We start from the raw sequence: 25,659 nt of genomic DNA, 5'->3' as shown, positions 1-25,659 counted from the left end.
ACCTACGGGTGGCGCCCAGGTCCGCCCAGGGGGCGGTGGTCCGCTGGGGACGGTCAGGTACCGTAGCGCCGGTGCCGCGCGGCGTAGGAGCGCATCGCCCGGAGGAAGTCGACCTTGCGGAAGTCCGGCCAGTGGACCTCGCAGAAGTAGAACTCCGAGTGGGCGCTCTGCCAGAGCATGAAGCCGGAGAGCCGCTGCTCGCCCGAGGTGCGGATGACCAGGTCCGGGTCCGGCTGGCCGCGCGTGTAGAGATGCTCCGCGATGTGCTCCACGTCGAGGGACTCGGCGAGTTCCTCGATGCTGGTGCCCCGGCTCGCCTGCTCGATGAGCAGTGAGCGCACCGCATCAGCGATCTCACGCCTACCTCCATACCCAACGGCGACGTTCACAATCAGGCCGGGAGCGCCGGATGTGGTCTCGGCCGCGTCTTTCAGGACACGTGCCGTCTTGTCGGGCAGGAGGTCGAGGGCGCCGACGGGCTTGACGTGCCAGCCGTCGGCGGCGAGCTTGCGGACGGTGTTCTCGATGATCTCCAGCAGCGGGTCGAGCTGGTCCGCGGGGCGGTTCAGGTTGTCGGTGGACAGCAGCCACAGCGTGACGACCTCGACCCCGGCCTCGGCGCTCCACTGCAGCAGTTCGGAGATCTTCTGGGCGCCGCGCTGGTGCCCGGTGTTGACGTCGGCCAGCCCCATCGACCTGGCCCAACGCCGGTTCCCGTCCAGTATCACGCCGACGTGGCGGGGGATGACGTCGGTCGGCAGGTCGGCCTCGACGCGGCGCTCGTACAGTCGGTAGACGACGTCGCGGACGGCCCCGTACGGGCCGCTGCGGCGGATCGCGGAGACGAGCCGCCCGCCCTCGGCGGGACGGCGGCGCGCGCCCTCGCTGCGCCCGCCGCGCGGCTGCCCGCTCCGCGGATTTCCCGTACGCCGAACCCCCATCTGGGCTTCCCTCCGAGCGACCCGTCCCTGCCGGGAAGAACGCTCAATTATGGCCCGGCGGGGACAGTTCTCCCGCCGATACGGGAAAGCCGGGGTGCCGCGCGGCACGTCCGGTACGGGCCGTGGCCGGTTCCGGCGCGGCCCGGCGCGGGCCCGGCGGGGCCGCGCCGGACGGGCGGTCTCAGGCCTTCGGGCCGGCGGCGCGGGCGCGCTCGACGTGCTGCAGCGCGGTGCGCAGTTCGGCGAGCCACGCGTCGGTGTTCTTGCCGACGAGCCGGACGCACCAGGCGAGCGCGTCGCTGCGGCTGCGCGCGACGCCCGCGTCCACGAGCGTGTCCAGGACGCGCCGCTCGGGCTGCCGGAGCCGGGTCATGACCGGCACCGACAGGTGGGTGAACATCTCGCGCTCGCCGTCGCACTCGACGCCCCAGGAGACCTTGTAGCCGAAGCGCTGCTCGGCCTCCCGCGCGATGCCGATACGGCGCTCGCGGGTCTCCTCGCGGAAGCGCTGGACGTGCCCGGCGACCACGCCGGACCGCTCCGCGCCCGACACCGCGGCGGCGGCGGCCGGCAGCGGCAGCCGGCCGATGACGCTGGCCTCCTCGCGGTCGAGGACGACCTCGGGCGCGCCTTCGAACCACCCGTCCGGAAGCCGCCCGGAGAACCAGCCGCGGAGTTCTTCCACCGCTTCACTCGTACTCATGTAATCAAAATTACAGCGCATACCCGGACGAGCGCCAGCCTTCCCCTCGATTGACACGCGACCTCTTTTGAGAGTTACTCTCATTTCATAGTTCGACTCATTTGGAGGTTGCTCTCATGTCCGTGGGGTACGCCCGGCGCTGGATCGGGCTGTCGGCCCTGGCGCTGAGCATGCTGGCGCTCGGCTTCGACCTGACGATCCTCAACGTGGCGCTGACGACGCTGTCGGAGGAGCTGGACGCGAGCACCAGCGAGCTGCAGTGGATCGTCGACTCCTACCTGCTCGTCTTCGCGGCCGTGCTGCTCCCCGCGGGGCTGCTCGGCGACCGGCTCGGCCGCAAGCGGCTGCTGCTGGCCGGCCTCGCCGTCTTCGGCGCCGCCTCGCTCGCCGGGGCGTTCGCGGGCGGCACCGGCGGCGTCATCGCCGCCCGCGCGTTCATGGGGCTCGGCGCGGCGGTCGTCCTGCCGCTGTCCATGTCGATGCTCCCGGCGATCTTCCCGCCGGAGGAGCGGACCCGGGCCGTCGCGATCTGGGCGGCCGCGAACGCGGTCGGGCTGCCGCTCGGCCCGCTGCTCGGCGGCTGGCTGCTGGAGCACTACTGGTGGGGCTCGATCTTCCTGATCAACGTCCCGGTGGTGGCGGCCGGCGGCCTCGCGGTCGCCTTCCTGCTGCCCGAGACTCGGGACCCGGCGGCGCCGCGCGTCGACCTCCCCGGCGCGCTGCTGTCGATGGGCGGGCTCGTGGCGCTGGTGTACGGCGTCATCGAGGCGCCCGTCCGCGGCTGGGGCGACCCGGTGTCGGTCGCCGCGTTCGCCCTCGCCGCCCTCCTGCTCACCGGCTTCGTGGCCTGGGAGCGGCGGGCCGCGCAGCCGATGCTGAACCTGCGGCTGTTCCGCGACCGCGCGTTCGTGTGGGCGATGGTCGCCGCCGTCACCGCGAACCTGCTGCTCGGCGGGCTCCTGTTCGTCCTGCCGCAGTACCTGGAGGCCGTCCAGGGCAGCGACGTCTTCGAGACCGGGCTGAAGATCGTCCCGATGCTGGCCGGGCTGCTGGCCGGCGCGGTCGCCACCGACCGCGCGGCGGCCCGCACCGGACACAAGCCGATCATGGTCGCGGGCCTGCTGGTGCTGGCCGCCGGGCTCGGCTGGGCCGCGTTCACCGAGGCCGGCGACGGCTACGGCACCACCGTTCCGTGGCTCGTCGTCATCGGGCTCGGCTCCGGCCTCACCCTCATCCCGGCGATGGACGCGGTGCTCGCGGCCCTCCCCGCCGAGGAGGCCGGACGCGGCTCCGGGCTCGTCCAGACGCTCCGCCAGACCGGCGGGACGCTCGGCGTCGCCGGCCTCGGCAGCCTGCTGGCCGCCGTCTACCGCGACCACGTCGGCACCGGCCACCTGCCCGCCGACGCGGCCGCCGCCGCCCGCGACTCCATCGGCGGCGCCGTCCGCGTCGCGGGCCGCCTCGACGACGGGGCGCTGCTCGCGTCCGCGCGCGACGCCTACGTCCAGGGCATGGACGCCGTGTTCGCCGCGTGCGGCGCCGGCTCCCTCGCCGCGGCCGTCCTGCTGTGGCTGTTCATGCCGCGCCGCGGACGGGAGGATGCGGCCCCCGCCGCCGATGCCCGACAATCGGACCATGAGCCCGTCGTCCCCTGAGCACGCGATCGACCGCATGGAGGACCGGCTGGCCCGGCTGCCGCTGCGGGAGCGCAAGAAGCTGCGGACCCGGAGGGCGATCCAGGACCACGCCCTCCGGATGTTCGCCGAGCAGGGGTACGACGAGACGACGGTCGAGCAGATCGCGGCGGCGGCGGAGATCTCGCCGAGCACGTTCTTCCGCTACTTCCCCACCAAGGAAGACGTCGTGGTCACCGACGTGTACGACCCGATCATGGCGGAGGTCCTGCGCGACCAGCCGCCCGAGATGCCGCCGGTCGAGGCGCTGCGCGCCATGCTCCGGGAGATCCTGCCGCAGCTGTACGAGAGCGACCTGGAAGCCCTGAAGACCCGGCTGCGGCTCACCGCCGACGTCCCCTCCCTCCGCGGCCGCACGTTCGAGTCGATGCGGGCGACGTTCGAGATCCTCAGCGAAGTCTTCGCCGAACGGACCGGCCGCGCCGCCGACGACCCGGAGGTGGAGGCGTTCGGCTGGGCGGTCCTCGGCGTCCTCCAAGCCGCCCTGTACCGCCTGATCGACGGCAAGACCACCTACGAGGAACTCCCGGCCCAGATAGACCACAACCTCGAGTTTCTAGCCCAAGGCTGCCCGTTGTAATTCAGAGGCACCCCAAGAAGCCAGGAGCCCGGCCCCCGGCCACGGGCAGGCACGCGGAGCGAGCTCTGCGAGCGCAGCGGGCCTGCCCGCCGGTCGGCGGGCTGTTTCACGAGACGCGCCAGCGGATCGGGAAACGGCCCGCCGACCGTGACGGGGGTTCCAGGGGGTCGCCCCCCTGGACAAACTCAGCCGCCTATCGCTCCGGCCACCTTGGCTGCGGTTTGGGGGTTCACTCGGACCGCGCCGCGCATGTTGCGGGTGTAGACGTTCTGGACCTGGACGACGGTGCCGCGGCGCGGGGCGGCGATCATCTTGCCGTTGCCCAGGTAGAGGGCGATGTGCGAGATGTAGCCGGGGGCCGTCGGGTCGTTCGCCCAGATGAGCATGTCGCCGGGCTGCGCCTTGCTGTAGGGGATCACCCAGCCGGCGCGGGCCTGGTCGGCGGCGACGCGCGGGAGGCGGATGCCCGCCTTGGCGAAGGCGTACTGCATCAGGCCGGAGCAGTCGTAGCCGCCCTCGGCCTCGGACTCGCCGCCCCACACGTACGGCCAGCCGAGCCGGGTGTAGGCGGCCTTGATCACCGTCTGGACCTGCTGGGCGGTCATGACGCGGCCGTTGGCGGCGGGGACGTCGCCGGCCTTCGGGAAGTCGATCTCCGGGTTGACGGCGACGGCCTTGGCCTGCTTCGGCAGGTGCTTGCGCAGCTTCTTGATGAACGTCTTGGGCTGGCTCTTCGGGACGCTGATCAGCATCGCGTTGCCGCTCGGCATGCCGAGGGTCTGCGCGGTGGTGTGCGAGATGACCGCGTCGACGTCGCTGATGCCCATGGTGGCGTAGGCGCCGACGCGCAGCTGCGACTGGCTGCGGGTGCCGCCGACCGGGACCTGGCTGCCGAGCTTGACGCCGCCGTCGCTGCCCATCGTGAAGGAGATCGCGACGTCGCCGGACGCCAGGTTGCGCCAGAGGGCGTCCGACTTCGCGGTCGGCTTCGGCGTGTAGTTGCGGAACGTGGACGGGTTCACGCCCATCAGCCCGACCCGCTTGCCCGCGACCATGCCCTGCACGGCGTCCACGACCTCGACGCCCTGCACGCCCTTGGCGCCGCGGACCTTGCGGACGAAGTCGTCCGGCAGGGTCGTCGGGGCCGCGACGAGCACGTGCGGGGTGAGCCGCTTGCCGAGCGGCGCGACCGCCGTGGGCGACAGGGTGGTGCTGCCGGACGCGGCCACGTAGCGGGCGCGCTTCTCCTCGGTCCGGCTTGCCTGCGCCGGGGGCCCGTCGTCGTGCGCGACGAGGACGGCCACGTTCGCGGCGAGGGTCGTCAGCACCGAAACGCCGATGATCGTCGGTAGGACCCGGCGGTTCGGCTTGCGCACTGCCACACTCCTCGAGGTCGCCCTGCCGGCTCCGCCGGCCCCGGGACACGACTATGGATCAGCCTGTCGGCCACCGTCCAGATACCCGGCCCGCCGCCTCGGCATCCTCGCCCGTCATGCCGCATCGGGTCAGTTCCGTCCCGGCTACTCAGTGGTAACACCAAGCGGGCACGAGATCAAGGTCACAGTGCCACAAAGTGGACCATCAGTCCAATTGCCCGCGGAGTTCGCGGGTCAGGTCGGCGCGCGTCGTCACGGGCAGGCGGCACACGAAACCGCGGCACACGTACGCCGACGGAACCCCGTCCACCATTCCGCGCCCCTCCAGGAGCGGGACGCCCTGCGCGTCCGGCGGGCCGACGCTGACCACCGCGCCGGGCGCGACCGCCATCAGGGCCGTGCGGTGCAGCTCCCGAGTGCGCTCGTCGGCCGGGTCGCCGATCACCGCGATCTCCACCGGGCCGGTCGCGCGCGCCTCGGCCACGGCGAGGCCCCAGCCCGCGAACCGCGCGTGCTCGGCGGCGAGCGTCGTGGCGGGGGCCAGCGCGGCCTCGGCGGCCTGCCGGTGCCAGTCCGACCCGGTGAGCGCGGCGAAGGACAGCAGTGCGCCCGCCGCCGCGAACTGGCCGGACGGCGTCGCGTTGTCGGTCGGGTCCTGCGGGCGGCGGAACAGCCGCTCCGCGTCGTCGGCCGTGTCGTAGAAGCCGCCGGAGCCGTCCGCGAACCGTTCGAGGACGGTGTTGAGCAGCTCGCCCGCCATCCGCACGTGGTGCGGGTCGCCGGTGACGCCGTGCAGCGCGATCAGGCCCTCCGCCACGTCGGCGTAGTCCTCCAGGACGCCGGAGTTGGCGCCCGCGACCCCGTCCTTGGACGTGCGCGTCAGGCGTCCGTCGCGCTCGTGGACGTCCATCAGGAGGCGCGCCACCTCTTCGGCCGCCCGGACGAGGTCGGGACGGTCGAACAGCGCGCCGCACTCGGCCAGCGCGGCGATGGCGAGGCCGTTCCATGCGGCCACGACCTTGTCGTCCCGCGCGGGAGGGATCCTGTGCGCGCGCGCCGCCAGCAGGGTCGTTCGGATGCGCTCGTAACGGTCGGCGTCTTCCGGGTCGGTCAGGAGTTGGAGCACCGACGTGCCGTGCTCGAACGTGCCCGTGACGTTGAAGAGGCGCTCGGCGAACGCGCCGTCCTCGTCGCCCAGCACCTCGTGGAGCTGCGCCGGCGTCCAGACGTAGTACTTGCCCTCGGCGCCCTCGCTGTCGGCGTCGAGTGCGGAGGCGAGACCGCCTTCGGTGGTTCGCAGATCGCGGAGCATCCAGTCGCACGTCTCCAGCGCGACGCGCCGCGCGAACGGCGTCCCGGTGAGCCGCCACCAGTGCGCGTAGACGCGCGCCAGGAGCGCGTTGTCGTAGAGCATTTTCTCGAAGTGGGGGACGACCCAGCCCGCGTCCACCGAGTACCGCGCGAACCCGCCGCCGAGCTGGTCGTACATGCCGCCCCTGGCCATCGCCTCCAGGGTGTGCGACGCCATCTCGAGCGCCCGCTCGCCGCCCGTGCGGGCGTGGTGGCGCAGCAGGAACTCCAGGGCCATCGACGGCGGGAACTTCGGCGCGCCGCCGAACCCGCCGCGCTCGGGGTCGTATGCGGTGTCGAGCGCCGCCACCGCCCGGGCGAGCGCCTCCTCGCCGGGCGCCTCGTCCCCGGCCAGGCCCGACCCGCGCGAGGTGAGCGCCGCGACGACCTGCTGCCCCTGCCCGGCCACCTCGTCCCGCTGCTCCGTCCACGCCTTGTGGACGGCCTGCAGCAGCGCCCGGAACTGAGCGCGCGGGAAGTAGGTGCCGCAGTAGAACGGATGCCCCTCCGGGGTCATGAACACCGTCATCGGCCACCCGCCCTGGCCCGTCATGGCCTGGGTCGCCTCCATGTAGACGGCGTCGATGTCCGGCCGCTCCTCGCGGTCCACCTTGATGTTCACGAACAGCTCGTTCATGACCCGGGCGACCTCGTCGTCCTCGAAGGACTGATGAGCCATGACGTGGCACCAGTGGCACGCGGCGTACCCGACGGACAGCAGGACGGGGACGTCGCGGCGGCGCGCCTCGGCGAACGCCTCGTCGGTCCACTCCCACCAGTCCACCGGGTTGCCGGCGTGCTGGAGCAGGTACGGGCTTGTCGCGTCCTTGAGCCGGTTCATGCCCCCGATCCTGCCCGATCCGGCCTGCGCCTCACCCCCCGCCTACGCGGACAGATCGGCCAGGGCGGACTCGATGGCGCGGTGGAAGGTCGGGTAGGCGTAGATCATGTCGCGCAGGACGGCCGTGGGCGTCTCGGTGTGCACGGCGACGGCCAGGAAGCCGAGGACCTCGCCGCCGGCCGGGCCCGCCGCGGTGGCGCCGACCAGCGTGCCCCACTCGGGGTTCTCGACGAGCTTGATGAAGCCGTCGTTGCCGGCCTTCTGGATCCACCCGCGCGTCGAGTCGGGAATCCGCGCAGTGCCGGTGCGGACGGGCAGGTTCTGGTCGCGGGCCTGGGCCTCGGTGAGGCCGACAGAGCCGATCTCGGGGTCGGTGAAGGTGACACGGGGCACGGCGCGGTAGGCGGCGGGCGGCCCCTCCTCGCCGAGGATGTCGCGGACGGCGATCGCCCCCTGGTACATGGAGACGTGCGTGAACGCGCCCATGCCGGTGATGTCGCCGATCGCCCACACGCCGTCGGCGGCGCGCATGTGGCCGTCCACGGAGAGCCGGCGGGCGTCCTCGTCCAGGCCGACGTGCACGAGGCCGAGGCCCTTCAGGTTGGGGCGACGGCCGGTCGCGACGAGGAGGCGTTCGGCGGGCAGGGCCTCGTCGCCGAGGCGCATCGTGAACTCGGTGCCGTCGTGGCCGACGCCGGTGACGTCCACGCCGGTGCGGACGCCGATGCCCTCGCGTTCGAAGACGTCCCGGATCAGGGCGCTCGACTCCGGTTCCTCGTTGAGCAGGAGCCGGTCGGCCGCCTCCACGACCGTGACGCGGGTGCCGAACCGGGAGAAGACCTGCGCCATCTCCGCGCCGACGACACCGCCGCCGAGGACGATCAGCGACGCGGGGACCTCGGTCGCCTGGACGGCCTCCCGGTTCGTCCAGAACGGCGTGTCCGCGAGCCCATCGATGGGCGGGGCGGCCGGGGCCGTGCCGGTGTTGAGCAGGATGCCCCTGCGCGCGCGGAACACCTGGTCGTTCACCGTGACCTCGCCCGGCGCGGTGATGCGGCCCTCACCGCGCACCAACCGCACGCCCATGCCGGTGAGGCGGTCGGCGGCGGCCTTGTCGTCCCACGAGTCGGTCGCCTCGTCGCGGATGCGGGCGGCCACCGGACCCCAGTCGGGAGTGACGGTCGACTCCCCCGCCATCCCGGGGACGCGGCGGGCCTCTTCGAGCAGCCCTGCGGCGCGCACCATCATCTTGGTCGGGACGCAGGCGTAGTACGGGCATTCGCCGCCGACCAGGCGGGACTCCACGGCGGCGACGGACAGGCCCGCCTCCGCCAGCCGCCCGGCCGCGTCCTCTCCCCCGGGGCCCAGCCCGATCACCACGACATCGACTTCGTCAGCCATGCCGTGGTTACTGCCCCTGATCCCGTCCTGTTAGGCGGCGCGGCGGCAGCGGGATCCGGTCCAGGTCGTGGACCAGGGTGACGTCACCGCCGAAGTGGGCGGACGCCTCGTCGGTGAAGCGGTGCTCGTCCTCGGCGCGGTACCGCTCGGAGAAGTGGGTGAGGACGAGGTGCCGGACGCCCGCCTCCGCCGCGACCGCTCCCGCCTGCGCCGACGTCAGGTGGCCGTACTCGGCCGCCAGCGCGGCGTCCTCGTGCAGGAACGTCGATTCGATGACGAGCATGTCCACGCCGTCCGCCAGTTCCCGGACGCCGTCGCAGAGCCGGGTGTCCATGACGAACGCGACCTTCTGCCCGGGACGGGGCACGCTGCACTCGTCGAGGGTCACCGTGCGGCCGTCCGGCGCGGTGACGCGGCCTTCCTCCTGGAGCCGCCTGATCAGCGGCCCCCGGACGCCCCGCGCCGCCAGCTCGCCGGGCAGCATGGTGCGGCCGTCCGGCTCCTCCAGCCGGTACCCGTACGCCTCGACCGGGTGCGACAGCCGCCGCGCGGTCAGCGTGAACGGGGCGTCGCCGGTGTCGAGCCGCATCCGCTCGCCGGAGACGGGCCGCTCGCGGACGACGTCGGTGTCGCGGAAGACGGCGGCGTGCCGCAGCCGCTCCCAGTACGGGGCGCCGCTCGCCGGGAACGCCGCGTCCACCGGGTGCTCGACGCCGTCGCGGGCGATGCGCTGGACGACGCCGGGCACGCCGAGGCAGTGGTCGCCGTGGAAGTGCGTCACGCAGATCCAGGTCACGTCGTTCGCGGCGACCCCGGCGCGCGACATCTGCCGCTGCGTCCCCTCGCCGGGGTCGAACAGCACGCCGTGGCCGTCCCAGCGCAGCAGGTACCCGTTGTGGTTGCGGTTCTTGGTGGGCACCGCGCTGGCGGACCCGAGGACGATCAACTCGCGCACCGACATGCCCCCATGGTGCCGGGTGCGGGAGCCGTGCAAGCGCTTGGTTATTCTGTGCGCGATACACGCGACCCAGGGAGGGCCCGTTGGCCGGCAAGCGCGACAAGATCAAGATGACGCCGGAGGAGGTGGCGTCCTACCTCGCGGACAACTTCAAGGTCCAAGTCGCCACCGTGGGCAAGGACGGCGAGCCGCACCTCGTCACGATGTTCTACACGCTGCTCGACGGCAAGATCGCCTTCACCACGTACAAGGCGTCGCAGAAGGTGCTGAACCTGCGCCGCGACCCGACCATGACGTGCCTGGTCGAGGACGGCGTCGAGTACAACGAGCTGCGCGGCGTCGCGCTCTACGGGCGCGGCCTCGTCATCGAGGACCCCGGGCCGCGCAGCAAGGTCGGCATGGTCGTCGGCTCGCGGATGGCGGGGCTGCCCGTCCCGGAGATCGGCGAGCCCGTCGACCCGGTGATCGCCGAGGGCATCGAGCAGGCGCTGGCCAAGCGCGTCCTGATCGTCATGGAGCCCGACCGCGTCGTCAGCTGGGACCACCGCAAGGTGTAGCCGCGGGCCCCGGGAGGCACCGGAAGGCCCTAGGGGGCGCCGTCCTCCAGGGCCAGCACGGCGGCGCGGCCGAGCGCGGCGCCCTCGGCCGCGTGGTCGCCGCGCTCGCGGGCGGCGTCGGCGATGTGCACGAACATGCCGGCCTGCTCGCCGACCTCGCCCCGCCGCCGCACGATGTCCAGCGCCTGGCCGAAGAAGTTGATCGCCGCGACGGGCCGGTGCGCGCGCAGGTAGGCGTCGCCGAGCGCGGCGAGCACGCGCGCGCGTTCGGCCTCGTCCTCGGCCTCGGTCAGCCGCTCCCCCAGCACCTCGGCGGCCTCCGACCAGCGCTCGCGGTCGAGCAGGGCCGCGCCGAGGCCGCCGGGCTCCGCCGCTCCGCCCGCCTGGACGAGGGAGTGGTCGAGGAGGCGGCGCAGCGCGGCGTTGCGGGCGTCCTCGGTCTCCTCGTGCTCGGCCCGCTCCCGCGCGAAGCCGAGGACGGGGCCGGGCAGCCGGAACCGGTCACCGGACGCGGCGACGAGGCCGTGCGCGGCCAGCGTCTCCAGCAGCCCGCGCGCCTGGCTCTCCGGCATGTCGGCGAGGGCGGCGGCCGCCGCCGGGCCGATGTCGTCGCCGGGCGGCAGGCTCAGCAGCCTGAGCAGCCGGGCCGCCGCCGGAGCGAGTTCCCGGTAGGCGTCCTCGAAGTTCGCGCGCACGTCGAGGGTCCTCCCCGGCCGCGACCGGATCGAACCGGGGAGGCGGCGCCGCGCTCGGGCGCGGCGCCCGCCGCCCGCTCAGGCGTCGTCGTCGGCGGCGGACTTCGCCGCCGGGGCGCTGTCGGCCGCCTGCGCGCGTTCCCACGCCTGCTGCTTCAGGTCGGCCTCGCTGGGCGCCTGGATCTTCTTCATCTGCCTGCCCATCGAGCGGATCAGGAAGACCGTCGCGGCCACCAGGGCGAGGAACACCACGAAGCCGAGGACGCCGGGACTGACCGTGTCATCGTTCAGCGGCATGGCGTAGAGGGGAGGCATTACAGACACACCTTCTCCCGGATGCCGGCGAACAGGTCGTCCTCCGGCACCTCGGTGTCGACGAGGGACCTGGCCAAATGGTAGTCCTCGGTCGGCCATGCCTCGCGCTGGACGTCCATCGGGACGACGAACCAGAACCCGTTGGGGTCGATCTGGGTGGCGTGGGCGAGCAGGGCGCGGTCCCGCGTCTCGAAGTAGTCGGCGCACTCGACGCGCGTGGTCACCTCCCACGTGGCGCGGGTGTCGTCGCCGTCCTCGAAGCGCTTCATCCAGTCGCCGTAAGGCGACTCCAGGCCGGCGTCCTCCATCGCCGTGTGCAGGGCGAGGATGCGCTCCTTGCTGAAGGTCATGTGGTAGTAGAGCTTGAGCGGCTGCCAGGGCTCGCCCGCGCCGGGGTAGCGCTCCGGGTCGCCGGCGGCCTCGAACGCCTCCACCGACACCTCGTGGCACTTCACGTGGTCGGGGTGGGGGTAGCCGCCCTTCTCGTCGTAGGTGAGGATCACGTGCGGGCGGAAGTCGCGGACGGCGCGCACCAGCGGCTCGGCGGCGGTCTCCAGCGACTCCAGCGCGAAGCAGCCTTCCGGGAGCGGCGGCAGCGGGTCGCCCTCCGGGAAGCCGGAGTCGACGAAGCCGAGCCAGCGCTGCTCCACCCCGAGGATCTCGCGGGCCCGCGCCATCTCCGCCTCGCGGACCTTGCCGATGTCGGCCTTGACCTCCGGCCGGTCCATCGCCGGGTTCAGGATGTCGCCGCGCTCACCGCCCGTGCAGGTGACGACCAGCACCTCGACGCCCTCGGCGACGTACCGCGCCATCGTGGCCGCGCCCTTGCTGGACTCGTCGTCGGGGTGGGCGTGCACCGCCATGAGGCGCAGCGGCTCGTCGCCGCCGCAGGGCCGGTCGAGCGTCGTACCGTCGATGACCTCGGACACGTGGGGATCTCCCTCTCCGGACTCTTGGCGGCCCCCGGTTCGAGGCATGCGCCAGCACAGACGAGAATTGTCCCTGACAACGTCCGCACACCGCACGGAGATTCCCCGCCATGACGACGAGCGTGTCGAAACCCGCGGCCCCGGCCGAGCCCCGGCGCGGCCGCGCCGGAATGGTGGTCGCCGGGCTCCTGGCGGCGCTGATGGCGGTGGGCATCGGGGTTCTCGCGATGCACTCGGGGCAGACTCCGGGGATCGTCCCGCAGACCGTCTCCTACGACATCACCGACACCTCGGTGAAGATCAACTACACGGTGGCCAAGGGGAAGGGCGACGCGGTCCGCTGCACGGTCGACGCCTACGACACCGACTTCGCGATCCTGGCGGAGACGACGGTCTCCGCCCCGGCCGGGAAGTCCGGCGTCTCGGGGACGGAGACGCTGACGACGCCGCGGCGGGCCACCGGCGCCCGGATCCACGACTGCGTCAAGGAATGACCCGGCCGGGACCGGCGGACGCCCGGCCGGCCGCCCGGCGCGCCGGGTGAGCGGCGAACCGCGATTGGCGGATTGCGGACGCCGAGTTCAGGGAACCTTTACCCGCACACACCGGATAGGCTAGAGGTTTCACCCGGCCGCACTTCATGTAGATGTGACACCCACCCGCTGTGGGCGGGTGAGGATCGCAACATGTGGATGAGGAGTACCCGTGACCGAGACCCGCGCTGACAACGTCACCTGGCTCACCCAGGAGGCGTACGACCGGCTCAAGAACGAGCTGGACCACCTGTCGGGCCCGGGCCGCATCGAGATCGCTCAGAAGATCGAGGCGGCGCGGGAGGAGGGGGACCTGCGCGAGAACGGCGGCTACCACGCGGCCAAGGAGGAACAGGGCAAGATCGAGGGCCGTATCCTCCAGCTCCAGAGCATCCTGGAGAACGCGCGCGTCGGCGAGGCCCCGCGCACGGAGGGCGTGGTCGGTCCCGGCATGACCGTCACGATCTCCTTCGAGGGGGACGACGAGGAGGTCACGTTCCTGCTCGCCTCCCGCGAGGAGGTCGGCGCCCCGATCGACGTCTACTCGCCCAAGTCGCCCCTCGGCGCCGCCATCGACGGCAAGAAGGTCGGCGAGAAGGCCAGCTACACCCTGCCGAACGGGCGCTCCATGAGCGTCGAGATCCTCGACGCGACGCCGTACGGGGGCGCGTAGCCCCCCGGCCGGGCCACTGCGGAGGTGAGAGCCGCCGGACGGAGCGATCCGCCCGGCGGTTTTTCGTTGCGCTAGCCCCGCTGCGCGGCGGCCGCCTTGACCAGCGGGAGGGTCCGGTACGGGATCTGGGTGGCCAGGGAGATGACCGAGGAGGCGCGCTCCACGCCCGCGACGTCCACGATGACGTCGATGACGCGCTGCAGGTCGGTGTTGCTGCGGGCGACGATGCGGCACAGCATGTCGCCGGGGCCGGTGATGGTGTGCGCCTCGATCACCTCGGGGACCTGCGCGAGCCGGGCGGCCACCGGGTCGTGCCCGCCCGCCTGCCGCAGCTGCACAGTGACGAACGCGGTCACCCCGTAGCCGAGCGCCGCCGGGTCGATCTCCGGGCCGAACCCCGCCACGACGCCGTCCCGGGCCAGCCGGTCCAGCCGCGCCTGGACGGTGCCGCGCGCGACGCCGAGCCGGCGGGAGGCCTCCAGGACGCCGACGCGCGGCTCGGCGGTGAACATCTCGATCAGGCGGGCGTCCAGCTCGTCGATCGCCACCGCGCCTCCCGTCGTCCGTGACCGTGGTCACCCTGCACAGAATTACCGGCCAGTTCGGGGGGTCACTATACAGATTGTCCAGTGATTCGCACCACTCTTGCGCACCTTGTAGTCGTATGCCGAGATTGGTGGGCATGGATGAGTTTCCGGTCAAGGGTATGGACGCCGTCGTCTTCGCCGTCGGCAACGCCAAACAGGCCGCCCACTACTACTCGACCGCGTTCGGGATGCGCCGGGTCGCCTACCGCGGCCCGGAGAACGGCAGCCCCGACGAGGCGGTGCACGTGCTGGAGTCCGGCAGCGCCCGGTTCGTGTTCCGCGGCCCGGTGAAGGCGGGCACGGAGATCGGCCGGCACATCGCCGCGCACGGCGACGGGATCGTCGACCTCGCGATCGAGGTGCCCGACGTCGAGCACGCCTACCGGCACGCGCTCGCCAAGGGCGCCACCGGGTTGGAGGAGCCGCACGTCCTCGCGGACGAGCACGGCAAGGTGACGATCGCCGCGATCGCCACCTACGGCGAGACCCGGCACTCGCTGGTCGACCGCTCCAACTACTCCGGCCCCTACCTGCCCGGGTTCGCCGCCGCCGACCCGATCGTCGCGCCGCCAGAGAAGCGCTTCTTCCAGGCCGTCGACCACTGCGTCGGCAACGTCGAGCGCATGGACGAGTGGGCCGACTACTACCACCGCGTCATGGGCTTCACCGACATGGCCGAGTTCGTCGGCGACGACATCGCGACCGAGTACTCGGCGCTGATGTCCAAGGTCGTCGCGGACGGCAGCCGCAAGGTGAAGTTCCCGCTGAACGAGCCGGCGGAGAGCAAGCGCAAGTCGCAGATCGACGAGTACCTGGAGTTCTACGGCGGGCCGGGCGTGCAGCACATCGCGCTCGCCACGGGCGACATCCTCGCGTCGGTGGACCGGATGCGCGCCGCCGGGGTGGAGTTCCTGGAGAGCCCGGACTCCTACTACGAGGACCCCGCGCTGCGCGAGCGGATCGGCGAGGTGCGGGTGCCGATCGAGGAGCTGCAGAAGCGCCGCATCCTGGTGGACCGGGACGAGGACGGCTACCTGCTGCAGATCTTCACCAAGCCCGTCCAGGACCGTCCGACCGTCTTCTTCGAGCTGATCGAGCGGCACGGCTCGCTCGGGTTCGGCAAGGGCAACTTCAAGGCCCTGTTCGAGGCGATCGAGCGGGAGCAGGAGCGCCGCGGCAACCTGTGACGCCCGCTCCGGACTCGGGGGTCCTGGGCCGGTTCCGCCCGCTCCGGGAGAGCGGACGGGACCGGCCCCGGGCTTTCCGGTGTCCTGGACGTGACCACCAGCGGGCACACTGTGGGGCCATGAGCGAACCACCACAGAACCCCCAGCCCCCGGACGAGGAGACACCCGCGCAGGGCGCACCGGACGCGCAGGCTCCGGAAGCGCCTCCCTCCCCCGAGCGTCCGCCGCCCTACCAGGGCACGTACGGCACCCAGCCCGGCGCGGCCCCGCCTCCCCCGGCGGGCGGCTTCGCACCGCCCGGCGGCGCGCCGGCGCCCGGCTACGGCCCGCCCCAGCCCGGCTACGGCCAGGGCGTGCCCGGCGGGCCGCTGCCGCAGGCGCCGCCCCTGCCCGGCTACGGCGTCCCCGGCGGCCCCCAGGAGCAGCTCGCCGGACGCCTCGCGCGGCTCGGCGCGGGCATCCTGGACAGCATCCTGCTCGGCATCCTCGCCATGCCCGCCGCCCTGGCCGCCATCCGCTGGGACAAGATGCAGGAGTCCATCGACTCCGGCGAGCCGATCACGAACCCGATGGACCTCTACAACATCCCGGTGCTGCTGGCCGGGTACGCGGTCGTCTTCGTGGTGGGCTTCGCGTACTACACCGTCCTGCACGTGAAGTGGGGCCAGACGCTCGGCAAGAAGGCGTTCGGCATCAGGGTGGTGCAGGCGTCCGACCGCTCCGCGATCACCTGGGGCCAGGCGTTCGCCCGGCAGGGCTTCGTCTACGCCATCGCGATCGTCACGCTGGTGCTCAACTTCCTGACGCCGGCCGCGGGCATCCTCGGCCTCGTCGGCCTGCTCGACAACGCCTGGATCCTGTGGGACGAGCGGCGGCAGGCCGTGCACGACAAGGTCGCCGGGACGATGGTCATGAAGGCGACGCCGTGGACGCCGAACCCGTACGCGCGGCCGCCCGGCAAGTTTTGATCATCTGAAGGTGAACGTTTCGGGCGCTCCCGGACGCGACGATGTTTGGACGGCGGTCGCGTGGCCACGCTGACGACATGACGCAACCGCCGAGAGACCCCGCGTCCGGGGGAGAGCCGGAGGACGACCGGCCGCAGGGGCACGAGGAGCCCGGACGGCCGGGACCGTACGAAGGGGGTCCCTACGGCGGCCTCCCGCGGTACGGGGAGCAGCCCCAGGAGGGGCAGCGACCGTACGGAGAGCAGCAGGGCCAGGGCGAGCAGCAGGGCTGGGAGCAGCCGGGCTACGGCCAACAGCAGGGCTACGGCCAGCAGGGTTACGGGCAACAGCAGGGCTACGGCCAACAGGGTTACGGGCAACAGCAGGGCTACGGCCAACAGGGCTATGGCCAGCAGCAGGGTTACGGGCAGCAGGGCCAGCCGGGCCAGCAGCCCTACGGCGAGCAGCAGCAGTACGGGCATCAGCCCTACGGCCAGCCGTCCTACGGGCAGCAGCCCTACGGGGGCCAGGCCGGGTACGGGAGCGTGCCGGGGTACGGCGGGGGCGGCTACGGGGCCCCGGCCGAGCTGGCGAGCCGGTGGGCGCGGCTCGGCGCCGGCATCCTCGACCTCATCATCATCGGGATCGTGGCGGGGCTCGTCTCCATCCCGTTCATCGACTGGGACCGCGTCGTCGACCCCGAGCCCGGCTCGTCCTTCTACAACGGCGCCCAGGTCGGGACGAACGCCGTCAGCGTCGTGCTCGCGTTCCTCTACTTCTGGCTGATGCACGCCAAGTGGGGGCAGACGCTCGGCAAGATGCTGCTGCGGATCCGCGTCGTCCGCGCCGACGACGGGCAGGCGATCACCACCGGCCAGGCCGTCGGACGCTCGGCGTTCTACAGCGTGCTCGGCGGCATCTGCGGCTGCATCGGCCTCATCGACATCCTGTGGATCCTGTTCGACCAGCGCAAGCAGGCGCTGCACTGCAAGGTGGCGCAGACCGTCGTCGTCAAGGCCGAACCGCACGCGCCCAACCCCTACGACTTCCGCTGACCGGGGTCCGGGGCGGGCGTCCGAGTTGCCCGGCGGGCTTCGCTACGGGCAGGCTGGGCGCGTGCATACGGCCGGAAACTCCCCCAGTCCCCGCCCTCACGGGTCGCGGGCCGTCCGCGGTGCCGCGGGACTGGCCGCCCTCGCCGTCGCGGGGTCGCTGACCGCAGCCTGCCAGGGCCCCCTCGGCGGCGACGACCCCGGCGGGCCGGGCGGTTCGCCGACGGGCGCCGTGACCGGGCCGGCGGGCCCGACGACCGCGGGCGACGCCTACGTGCCGGGCGACGGCAACGGCGGGTACGACGTCAAGCACTACGGGCTGAAGCTCACCATCACCCCGGACGGGCCGAAGCAGCTCGCCGGCACCGCGACGATCACCGCGACCGCGACCGAGCGCCTCGCCCGCTTCAACCTCGACCTCACCGGCCTGGACGTCGCGTCCATCAAGGTGAACGGGGCGGCCGCGCGGCACCAGCGCGGCGGCGAGGAGCTGGAGATCACCCCGGCGAAGCCGCTGGCGAAGGGCGCGGAGTTCACCGCGGTCGTCGAGTACTCGGGCACCCCGGAGCCGACGAACGACCCGGTGCTCGGCACCTACGGCTGGATCCGCACCCGGGACGGCGTGTTCGTGGCGTGCCAGCCGAGCGGCGCGCACACCTGGTTCCCGAGCAACGACCATCCGAGCGACAAGGCCACCTTCGACTTCGAGATCACGGTGCCGCAGGGGCTGACGGCGATCGCCAACGGCGAGCCCGAGTCGCCGGTCACCGGCACGGACGGGACGCCCGGTGCGCCGGGTGCGCCCACGGCGCCCGGCGTGCCGCCCGGCGGCGGCCCCGGCTCGGGCGGCCCCGGCGACGGCGGCCCGGGGATCGACCCGGTCGCCTGGCACGGCACGGCCAAGCGCGCGATGACGACGTCGAAGTGGCGCGTGAACAAGCCGATGGCCACCTACCTCGCGACCGTGGACGTCGGCCGGTTCGCGGTGCGGACGGGCAAGACGCCGAGCGGGATCCCGGTCATCACCGCGGTCGACCCGACGCTGCCCGGCGTCAGCATCGACCAGTTCCACAAGCTGAACGGCGACATCACCGAGGAGTGGTCGAGGCTCTTCGGCCCCTACCCGTTCTCCTCCACCGGCGGCCTGATCGACAACGCCGAGGTCGGCTTCGCGCTGGAGACGCAGACCCGCCCGGTGTACGGGGCGTTCGGGCTGCAGCCGACGATCGTCGCGCACGAGCTGGCGCACCAGTGGTTCGGCGACAGCGTCAGCCTCACCCGCTGGCAGGACATCTGGCTGAACGAGGGCTTCGCGACCTACGCCGAGTGGCTGTGGGACGAGAAGACGGGCGGCCAGACCGTCCAGGAGCACTTCGACGAGGCCTACGAGGGCATCGGCGGGCAGGAGCTGTGGAACGTCCCGCCGGGCGACCCCGGCCGCAAGCAGATGTTCGGCCGCTCGGTGTACGACCGGGGCGGCATGGCGCTGGTCGCGCTGCGGAACCGGGTCGGCGAGGACGTCTTCTACAAGATCCTGCAGACCTGGACGAAGGAGCGGGCCCACTCCAGCGGGACGACGAAGCAGTTCGTCGCGCTGGCGAACCGGGTGTCGGGCAAGAAGCTCGACGCGTTCTTCGACGACTGGCTGTACAAGAAGGGCCGCCCGGCGAAGTGAACGGCCGGTCCCGGCCACGGGATCGGCCATGATCAGGCGAATTCGATACCAAATCGCGCTTGCCCCGGCCCACCTCGCGAGAAAGTCTTGATCACGGTAGTGACGGCTTACCGAGGTAACCGAGGACGAGGTCGATGAGCAGAACTCCACGAGCCCTGGCCGCCGTGTCGCTGGGCGTCGCCGCGAGCCTCGCGGTGACCGCGGCGCCCGCGGGCGCCGCCGCCGCGCGCTTCACCCCGGGCGCGCCCGGGGCCGGCGACCCCTACTTCCCGGACATGGGCAACGGCGGCTACGACGTCGCCCACTACGACATCGGGCTGAAGTACGACCCCGCCACGAAGGGGATCCAGGCCGTCACGAAGATCAAGGCGAAGGCGACGCAGAACCTGTCCCGGTTCGACCTGGACTTCCTCGGCCCGCTGAAGATCTCGTCGCTGACGGTGGACGGGCGCAAGGCGTCCTTCACGCGCGCCGGCGCGCAGGAGCTGGTCATCACGCCGCCCAAGGGGCTGCGCAAGCACCGCCACTTCACCGTGACGGTCGCGTACTCGGGCGTCCCGCAGACGATCGACGACGCGACGCTGGGCACGTCCGGCTGGGTGCCGACGCCCGACGGCGCGGTCATGCTGAACCAGCCGTTCGGCGCCGCCACCGTCTTCCCGGTGAACGACCACCCGACCGACAAGGCGACGTACACCTTCACCCTGTCGGCGCCCAAGGGCCTCAACACGCTCGCCAACGGCGACCTGCGCGGCACCTGGGCCAAGGGCGGCTGGACGACCACCCGCTGGGACGTCCGCAACCCGATGGCGAGCGAGCTGTCCATGCTCGCGATCGGCAGGTACGACGTGCTCAAGGGCCGGACGGGGTCGGGCATCCCGAACCTGACGGCCACCGACCAGGCCATGGCGATCAAGCCGGCGGACGCGAAGAAGTTCCACGACCAGACCGCCCAGGTCACCGACTTCCAGGCGTCGGTCTACGGGCGCTACCCGTTCACCTCCACGGGCGGCATCGTGGTCAAGGCCGGCGTCGGCTACGCGCTGGAGACGCAGGGCCGCCCCGTGTACGACCTGGGGCGCCGGCCCGGCAGCATCCCGAGCGGCACCCTCCTCGCGCACGAGCTGGGCCACCAGTGGTTCGGCGACTCGGTGTCCCCGGCGAAGTGGGCCGACATCTGGCTGAACGAGGGCTTCGCCACCTACGCCGAGTGGATGTGGTCCGAGCACGCCGACGGCGTGCCCGTCCAGAAGAGCTTCGACGGCGTGTACGCGACCCCGGCGGACGACGGCCTGTGGAAGGGCAGGGTCGCCGACCCGGGCCGCGACCACATCTTCGACGGGCTCGTCTACGACCGCGGGGCGATGGCGGTGCACGTGCTGCGCACGACCATCGGCGACGGCGACTTCTTCCGGCTGCTGAAGGCGTGGCCCGCCGCCCACCGGGACGGCAACGCCTCCACGGCGGACTTCGTCCGCTTCGCCGCGCGGCTGTCCGGAGAGAACCTGGACGGCTGGGCCAAGGCGTGGCTCTACTCCGAGGGCAAGCCGGCCCTGTGAGCCGGGCCCCGTCCGGGCTCAGCTCAGGGTGAGCGTGTAGCCCTTCTCGCGCAGGCGGCCGATCACGTCTTCGGAGTGGTCGGCCCCTCGCGTCTCCAGGTGCATGAGCACCTCGGCCTCCTCGACGTGCAGCCGGGCGGCGACGCGCTCGTGCATCACGTCCAGGACGTTGACGCCCAGCTCGGCGAGTTCGCTCAGCAGCGTAACGAGGGCGCCGGGACGGTCCTTGAGCCGGCAGCGGACGACGAGGTACCGGCCGGCGCCGGCGAGGCCATGCCGCAGCACCTTCGACAGCAGCAGCGGGTCGATGTTGCCGCCGGACAGCAGCACCACGACGGGCGGCTCGAACGCGTACATGTGCTCCAGCATCGCCGCGACGCCCGCCGCGCCGGCCGGCTCGACGACCTGCTTGGCGCGTTCGAGGCAGAGCAGCAGCGCCTGCGAGATCGACTCCTCGGTCACGGTGACGACGGCGTCCACGAGGCCCGTGAACAGGTCGTAGGTGAGGTCGCCCGGGCGGCCGACGGCGATCCCGTCCGCCATGGTCGGCTCGATCTCGACCTGGACGGGCCTGCCGGCGGCGAGCGAGGGCGGGAACGCCGCCGCGCGCTTGGCCTGCGCGCCGAGGATCTTGACCTCCCGGCCGCCGGCCTCCTTCAGCACGCCCTTGGCCGCCGCGGCGATGCCGGACAGCAGGCCCCCGCCGCCCACCGGCGCCACGATGGTCCGGGCGGCCGGGCACTGCTCCATGATCTCCAGCCCGATCGTGCCCTGCCCGGCGACGACGTCGGGATGGTCGAACGGGTGGATGAACACCGCGCCGCACTCGTCGGCGTACTTCTGCGCGGCGATGAGGCAGTCGTCGACGGTCGGGCCGGGGAACACGACCTCGGCGCCGTAGCCCCGGGTCGCGGCGATCTTGGGGAGCGGGGCGCCGGTCGGCATGAACACGGTGGCCTTGCAGCCGAGCATGGACGCGGCGAGCGCGACGCCCTGCGCGTGGTTGCCGGCGCTCGCCGCCACCACGCCGCCGGCCCGCTCGGCCTCGCTGAGCCGGGCGATCCGCACGTACGCGCCGCGGATCTTGAACGATCCGGTGCGCTGCAGGTTCTCGCACTTGAGCATGACGGGCCCGCCGAGCTGCTCCGACAGGACCCGGGAGGGGATGAGGGGGGTGGGGACGGCCACCGCGCGCAGCAGCTCGCGGGCGGCACGGACGTCGTCGACGCTGACGGAGGTCATGGTCCGATCCTCGCACCCCCCGCCCCTCAGTCCGCACTCCAGTAACGATCTTGCTCGTGGATCAGCGCGGCGGCGCCGACGAGCCCCGCGGTCTGGCCGAGCGCCGCCGGGACGATCCGGGCGCGGGTCGCGAACTCCATCCGGGCGTGCGCCGCGAACGCCGCCCGCATCGGGTCGAACAGCAGCGGCCCGGCCTGCGAGAGGCCGCCGCCGATCGCGGCGACCTCCAGGTCGCACAGGTGCGTCGCGGACGCGAGCGCGATCCCGATGGCGCGCCCGGCGCGCCGCATCGCCGACCCGGCGACCGGGTCGCCGCGGCGCGCGTCGGCGGCCAGCTCCACGCCGGTGGCGGCGCCGTCGCCGGGCCGCCACCCCTGCTCCCGCGCCCACGCGACCAGCCCGGGGCCGCGCGCGATCGCCTCCAGGCAGCCGCGGCCGCCGCAGGCGCACGGCGGCCCGTCCGGCTCGACGACGACATGGCCGATGTGCCCGGCGTTGCCGCTGGCGCCGTCGACGAGGTGGCCGTCCAGGATCAGCCCGCCGCCGACGCCCGTGGACACCACCATCCCGAGGACGTTGCCGTGCCCGCGCCCGGCGCCGAGCCAGTGCTCCCCGACCGCCACGCAGATCGCGTCGTTGTGGACGCGGACGGGCAGCCCCGGATGGCGGGCGCGCAGCCGCTCGCGCAGCGGGAACCCCCGCCAGGCCGGGATGTTCAGCGGGGACACCTCGGCGGCTGGCCACGTCATCGGGCCGCCGCAGCCGACGCCGACGCCCGCGAGCGGCGGGTTCCCGGCGCCGGCGACGAGCTTGCCGAGCAGGGCGTCCAGCGCCCGCCACAGCTCCTCGCCGTCCACGCCGGGCGCGTTCGGGGTCGGCGCGCGGTCGTGGGCGGTGACCCGCCCGTCCGGGTCGACGAGGGCGGCGGCGAGCTTCGTCCCGCCGATGTCGACCGCGAGCACGGGGCCCGCGGTCATCGGGCGTCCTCCACCCGGTCGCCCAGCCGGTCCCCGGCGCGGCCGAACGCCAGGATCGACGCGGTGAACCCGTGCACGTGGTTGCGCCCCGAGACCGGGCCGATCTCGCCGGCGGCGAAGAAGCCGCCCACCCCGGCCGGGCCGAACGCGCGGTCGAGGACCTTCGCGTCGTGGTCGGAGTCGGGGAACATCGCCTGCCCTCGCCCGTTGCAGGAGAACAGCAGCGCGCCCTCGACCGGCGTCAGGTCGAACCGTTCGAGCAGCGCGGCGAGGTCCTCCTCGGCGGCGCCCGCGTCCCGGACCTGGAACCGGACGGTGCGGCCCACGTCGACCACGTCGCCGATCGCGATGGCGCCGCTGTCGGGGTCGGCGCCCACCACGCCGCGGACGAGGAAGTCGCCGTGCTCGTGCTCGTCGGCGTACTCGTCCATCGCGACGCCGATCAGCAGCCCGCGCCCGGCGAGCTCCTGCTCCTCCTCCGGCAGCCCGAGGACGATCTGCTCCAGCTTCTCCAGCGCGGGCACGCCCGCCAGCTCGTAGAGGACGTTCTCCTCGGCCTTGGTCACCACCATGTCGGGCCCGATCGGGCGGGCGCCCTGGCTGACCACGGTCGCGGCGGCGACGGACCCGCCGATCACCACGCCGACCGCGCCGTCCCGGTAGACCTCGCCGCCGACGAACAGCCGCGCGTCGCCCTGCCCGCCGTCGCCGGGGCCGCCGCCCTCGGCGAGCCCGCCGACCAGCGGCAGGCCCGGCAGCGCCTCGTCGGAGCGCTCGACGAACGCGTCCACCGGGAAGCTGTAGGGGTCGGCCAGCAGGACGCCGACCACGTCGTCGTCCTGGCCCTCGGGCATCCCGACCACGACGAGGCGGTCGTCGGCCTTGAGGGTCTCCAGCCGGAACGCGTCGAGCCGGGCGCCCGGCAGCACCGCCGCCCAGGCGCTCACCGCGCCGCGCTCCTCCACCCCGCGCCCGGCGCCGATCACCCCGGACGCGCTGCACCCGAGCAGCATCGTCGGCCCCGCCGCCTGCTCCGCGGCCACGACCGCCGCCTCGATCTCGTCCGGGTCGTCCCCGGTGACGAACACGCACACCAGGTCGGGCGCCGCGCTCAGCGGGGCGAGCGCCTGCTCGACCGCCGACGCGGCGGCGCTGGAGAGATCGGGTCCGAGGGCCAGGCCATCACCGAATCGCGCCATCGGCGCCGCCTCCCTCACCGCATTCACCGGCTCCGTTCACACTCCCAGTGTCCCCCGCGGCGCGCCGTCCACCCAAACACCGGCGGGACGGGCATGGCGGGACGATTCCCCAGGCTCGCCCTCGGCCGCATTCCAGGCCCTTCCGGGAGGATTCCGGGCGGATCCGCAGGCCGATCCGCGGTCCGGCGGGAATCCGCGGGGCGAGGGTGCGAGTCCCGGCGACTGCGACGTAGTGTCGATCTCGTGCGTCCATCCACCCGTGAAACCACTCCCTCTGGGACAACACTGGGCGAGCTGCGCGCCGGCGGCCACGTCCAGCTCTCCGTGAAGGCCGAGATCCGCCGCAACCTCCTCGACCGGCTGCGATCCGGCGAGCCGCGCTTCCCGGGCATCCTGGGGTTCGACGACACCGTCCTCCCCCACCTGGAGCGCGCCCTGCTCGCCGGGCACGACCTGGTCCTGCTGGGCGAGCGCGGCCAGGGCAAGACGCGGCTGATCCGCACCCTGGCCGGGCTGCTGGACGAGTGGACCCCGGTGGTGGCCGGCTGCGAGATCAACGACCACCCGTACGCGCCGGTGTGCGTGCGCTGCCGCCGGCTCGCCGCCGACCTCGGCGACGAGCTCCCGGTCGGGTGGCTGCACCGCGACGACCGCTACGGCGAGAAGCTCGCCACCCCCGACACCAGCGTCGGCGACCTCATCGGCGACGTCGACCCGATCAAGGTCGCCGAGGGCCGCACCCTCGGCGACCCCGAGACCGTGCACTTCGGGCTCGTCCCGCGCACCAACCGCGGCGTCTTCTCCATCAACGAGCTGCCCGACCTCGCCGAGCGCATCCAGGTCGCGCTGCTCAACGTGCTGGAGGAGCGCGACGTCCAGATCCGCGGCTACGCGCTGCGGCTGCCGCTGGACGTGCTGCTCGTCGCGTCCGCCAACCCCGAGGACTACACCAACCGGGGCCGCATCATCACCCCGCTGAAGGACCGCTTCGGCGCCGAGATCCGCACCCACTACCCCCTCGAACTGGACGCCGAGCTCGCGCTGATCCGGCAGGAGTCCGACTTCGCCGACCTCGCCGGGCTGCCCGCCGAGGTGCCCGACCACCTGATCGAGGTGATCGGCCGGTTCACCCGGCTCGTCCGGGAGTCGACGGCGGTGGACGCGCGGTCCGGCGTGTCGGCGCGGTTCGCGCTCGCGGGCGCGGAGACCGTCGCGGCGGGCGCGGTGCGCCGCGCCGCGCTCACCGGCGAGGAGCACGCCGTCGCGCGGGTCTGCGACCTGCCCGCGGTCGTCCCGTCGCTGATGGGCAAGGTCGAGTTCGAGGTCAGCGAGGAGGGCCGCGAGCAGGAGGTGCTGGAGCACCTGCTGCGCCGCGCGATCGCCGAGACCTACCGGCGCACGCTCGGCGCCGCCGACCTGACCGGCCTGCTCGACAAGTTCGACTCCGGCGAGCGCGTCGAGTCGGGCGAGCTGGTGCCGGCGGCGGAGCTGCTGCGCCGCGTCGGCCAGGTCCCCGGCCTCGCCAAGATCATGGAGCGGCTCGGCCTCAGCGGGGAGTCCCCCGGGCAGGCCGCGGCCGCGCTGGAGTTCGCCCTGGAGGGGCTGTTCCTCACCCGCCGGCTGTCCAAGGACGTCGCCGAGGGCCGGCCCGACGGGACGGCCACCTACCGCACCTGACCCCGAGCCCC

General features: G+C 73.0%; 24 protein-coding genes. 11 read left to right on the top strand and 13 right to left on the bottom strand.

Annotated features, from left to right (window positions below):
- Positions 1-53 precede the first annotated feature (53 nt).
- Positions 54-941, bottom strand: a complete 888-nt coding sequence (locus ACGFI1_RS07780; protein ID WP_138637006.1) for an isoprenyl transferase — start codon at positions 939-941, stop codon at positions 54-56.
- Positions 942-1,122: 181 nt separating this feature from the next.
- Entirely contained in the window at positions 1,123-1,644 is a 522-nt protein-coding gene (locus tag ACGFI1_RS07775; RefSeq protein ID WP_138637007.1) for a hypothetical protein, read from the bottom strand.
- Between the two features lie 116 nt (positions 1,645-1,760).
- Between ACGFI1_RS07775 and ACGFI1_RS07770 the strand changes: the two genes are divergently transcribed.
- Both ACGFI1_RS07770 and ACGFI1_RS07765 read left to right on the top strand, forming a co-directional pair.
- On the top strand, positions 1,761-3,299 hold the full coding sequence (locus ACGFI1_RS07770) for an MFS transporter (RefSeq protein ID WP_240807675.1): 1,539 nt from the start codon (positions 1,761-1,763) through the stop codon (positions 3,297-3,299).
- Positions 3,280-3,918, top strand: a complete 639-nt coding sequence (locus ACGFI1_RS07765) for an acyl-CoA-like ligand-binding transcription factor (RefSeq protein WP_240807677.1) — start codon at positions 3,280-3,282, stop codon at positions 3,916-3,918. The genes ACGFI1_RS07770 and ACGFI1_RS07765 overlap by 20 nt, the downstream gene beginning before the upstream one ends.
- Before the next feature lie 185 nt (positions 3,919-4,103).
- Here ACGFI1_RS07765 and ACGFI1_RS07760 read toward each other — a convergent pair whose 3' ends face one another.
- From ACGFI1_RS07760 to ACGFI1_RS07745, 4 genes are all read right to left on the bottom strand, one after another.
- Positions 4,104-5,294 (bottom strand): C40 family peptidase, encoded by a 1,191-nt coding sequence (locus ACGFI1_RS07760; protein ID WP_392784007.1) that lies wholly within the window; start codon positions 5,292-5,294, stop codon positions 4,104-4,106.
- Positions 5,295-5,499: 205 nt separating this feature from the next.
- A complete protein-coding gene (locus tag ACGFI1_RS07755) occupies positions 5,500-7,485 on the bottom strand; it encodes a thioredoxin domain-containing protein (RefSeq protein ID WP_392784005.1) in 1,986 nt (661 codons plus the stop codon).
- Positions 7,486-7,527: 42 nt separating this feature from the next.
- Positions 7,528-8,886: a dihydrolipoyl dehydrogenase family protein gene (locus tag ACGFI1_RS07750; RefSeq protein ID WP_392784003.1), complete on the bottom strand. Its 1,359-nt coding sequence runs from the start codon at positions 8,884-8,886 to the stop codon at positions 7,528-7,530.
- 7 nt (positions 8,887-8,893) lie between these two features.
- Positions 8,894-9,847, bottom strand: a complete 954-nt coding sequence (locus tag ACGFI1_RS07745) for a ribonuclease Z (RefSeq protein ID WP_392784001.1) — start codon at positions 9,845-9,847, stop codon at positions 8,894-8,896.
- Between the two features lie 80 nt (positions 9,848-9,927).
- Between ACGFI1_RS07745 and ACGFI1_RS07740 the strand changes: the two genes are divergently transcribed.
- On the top strand, positions 9,928-10,401 hold the full coding sequence (locus tag ACGFI1_RS07740; protein ID WP_240807680.1) for a pyridoxamine 5'-phosphate oxidase family protein: 474 nt from the start codon (positions 9,928-9,930) through the stop codon (positions 10,399-10,401).
- Positions 10,402-10,430: 29 nt separating this feature from the next.
- Here ACGFI1_RS07740 and ACGFI1_RS07735 read toward each other — a convergent pair whose 3' ends face one another.
- The 3 genes from ACGFI1_RS07735 to mca all read right to left on the bottom strand — a co-directional run bounded on the left by ACGFI1_RS07735 (position 10,431) and on the right by mca (position 12,274).
- Positions 10,431-11,096: a hypothetical protein gene (locus ACGFI1_RS07735; RefSeq protein WP_392783998.1), complete on the bottom strand. Its 666-nt coding sequence runs from the start codon at positions 11,094-11,096 to the stop codon at positions 10,431-10,433.
- Positions 11,097-11,174: 78 nt separating this feature from the next.
- Entirely contained in the window at positions 11,175-11,411 is a 237-nt protein-coding gene (locus ACGFI1_RS07730) for a hypothetical protein (RefSeq protein WP_386872706.1), read from the bottom strand.
- Entirely contained in the window at positions 11,411-12,274 is an 864-nt protein-coding gene (gene mca / locus ACGFI1_RS07725) for a mycothiol conjugate amidase Mca (protein WP_392784558.1), read from the bottom strand. Before mca ends, ACGFI1_RS07730 begins: the two co-directional genes overlap by 1 nt.
- A 176-nt stretch (positions 12,275-12,450) precedes the next feature.
- Here mca and ACGFI1_RS07720 point away from each other — a divergent pair, with 176 nt between their 5' ends.
- The gene (locus ACGFI1_RS07720; RefSeq protein WP_138637014.1) at positions 12,451-12,834 is read left to right on the top strand and encodes a DUF4307 domain-containing protein; all 384 of its coding nucleotides are present in this window, start codon (positions 12,451-12,453) and stop codon (positions 12,832-12,834) included.
- A gap of 211 nt (positions 12,835-13,045) precedes the next feature.
- Complete coding sequence (greA, locus tag ACGFI1_RS07715) at positions 13,046-13,546, top strand: transcription elongation factor GreA (protein ID WP_138637015.1); 501 nt, start codon at positions 13,046-13,048, stop codon at positions 13,544-13,546.
- 71 nt (positions 13,547-13,617) lie between these two features.
- Here greA and ACGFI1_RS07710 read toward each other — a convergent pair whose 3' ends face one another.
- The gene (locus tag ACGFI1_RS07710; protein WP_392783996.1) at positions 13,618-14,094 is read right to left on the bottom strand and encodes an Lrp/AsnC family transcriptional regulator; all 477 of its coding nucleotides are present in this window, start codon (positions 14,092-14,094) and stop codon (positions 13,618-13,620) included.
- Positions 14,095-14,228: 134 nt separating this feature from the next.
- On the opposite strand from ACGFI1_RS07710, the gene hppD reads away from it, so the two are divergent.
- From hppD to ACGFI1_RS07685, 5 genes are all read left to right on the top strand, one after another.
- Positions 14,229-15,320: a 4-hydroxyphenylpyruvate dioxygenase gene (gene hppD / locus ACGFI1_RS07705; protein WP_392783994.1), complete on the top strand. Its 1,092-nt coding sequence runs from the start codon at positions 14,229-14,231 to the stop codon at positions 15,318-15,320.
- A gap of 119 nt (positions 15,321-15,439) precedes the next feature.
- Entirely contained in the window at positions 15,440-16,288 is an 849-nt protein-coding gene (locus ACGFI1_RS07700; protein WP_387069690.1) for an RDD family protein, read from the top strand.
- Between the two features lie 77 nt (positions 16,289-16,365).
- Entirely contained in the window at positions 16,366-17,322 is a 957-nt protein-coding gene (locus ACGFI1_RS07695) for an RDD family protein (RefSeq protein ID WP_392783992.1), read from the top strand.
- A gap of 61 nt (positions 17,323-17,383) precedes the next feature.
- Positions 17,384-18,994 (top strand): M1 family metallopeptidase, encoded by a 1,611-nt coding sequence (locus ACGFI1_RS07690; protein ID WP_387069693.1) that lies wholly within the window; start codon positions 17,384-17,386, stop codon positions 18,992-18,994.
- A gap of 134 nt (positions 18,995-19,128) precedes the next feature.
- Positions 19,129-20,553, top strand: a complete 1,425-nt coding sequence (locus ACGFI1_RS07685) for a M1 family metallopeptidase (RefSeq protein WP_392783990.1) — start codon at positions 19,129-19,131, stop codon at positions 20,551-20,553.
- An 18-nt stretch (positions 20,554-20,571) separates the two neighbouring features.
- Here the strand turns inward: ACGFI1_RS07685 and ilvA are convergent, their stop codons facing one another.
- The 3 genes from ilvA to ACGFI1_RS07670 are packed head-to-tail and all read right to left on the bottom strand — an operon-like array spanning position 20,572 to position 23,971.
- Complete coding sequence (gene ilvA, locus ACGFI1_RS07680) at positions 20,572-21,795, bottom strand: threonine ammonia-lyase (protein ID WP_387069696.1); 1,224 nt, start codon at positions 21,793-21,795, stop codon at positions 20,572-20,574.
- 26 nt (positions 21,796-21,821) lie between these two features.
- Positions 21,822-22,772, bottom strand: coding sequence for an ROK family protein (locus tag ACGFI1_RS07675; protein ID WP_392783989.1), 951 nt, complete (start codon positions 22,770-22,772; stop codon positions 21,822-21,824).
- Entirely contained in the window at positions 22,769-23,971 is a 1,203-nt protein-coding gene (locus ACGFI1_RS07670) for an FIST signal transduction protein (RefSeq protein WP_386872716.1), read from the bottom strand. The genes ACGFI1_RS07675 and ACGFI1_RS07670 overlap by 4 nt, the downstream gene beginning before the upstream one ends.
- A 243-nt stretch (positions 23,972-24,214) precedes the next feature.
- Here ACGFI1_RS07670 and ACGFI1_RS07665 point away from each other — a divergent pair, with 243 nt between their 5' ends.
- A complete protein-coding gene (locus ACGFI1_RS07665; protein WP_301177672.1) occupies positions 24,215-25,648 on the top strand; it encodes a sigma 54-interacting transcriptional regulator in 1,434 nt (477 codons plus the stop codon).
- The last annotated feature ends 11 nt before the right edge of the window (positions 25,649-25,659 follow it).

The organism is Actinomadura geliboluensis (assembly GCF_043197915.1).
Lineage (GTDB): Bacteria > Actinomycetota > Actinomycetes > Streptosporangiales > Streptosporangiaceae > Spirillospora > Spirillospora geliboluensis.
Note: the sequence above shows the minus strand (reverse complement) of the source record. Positions and strands in the feature narration are given on the sequence as shown.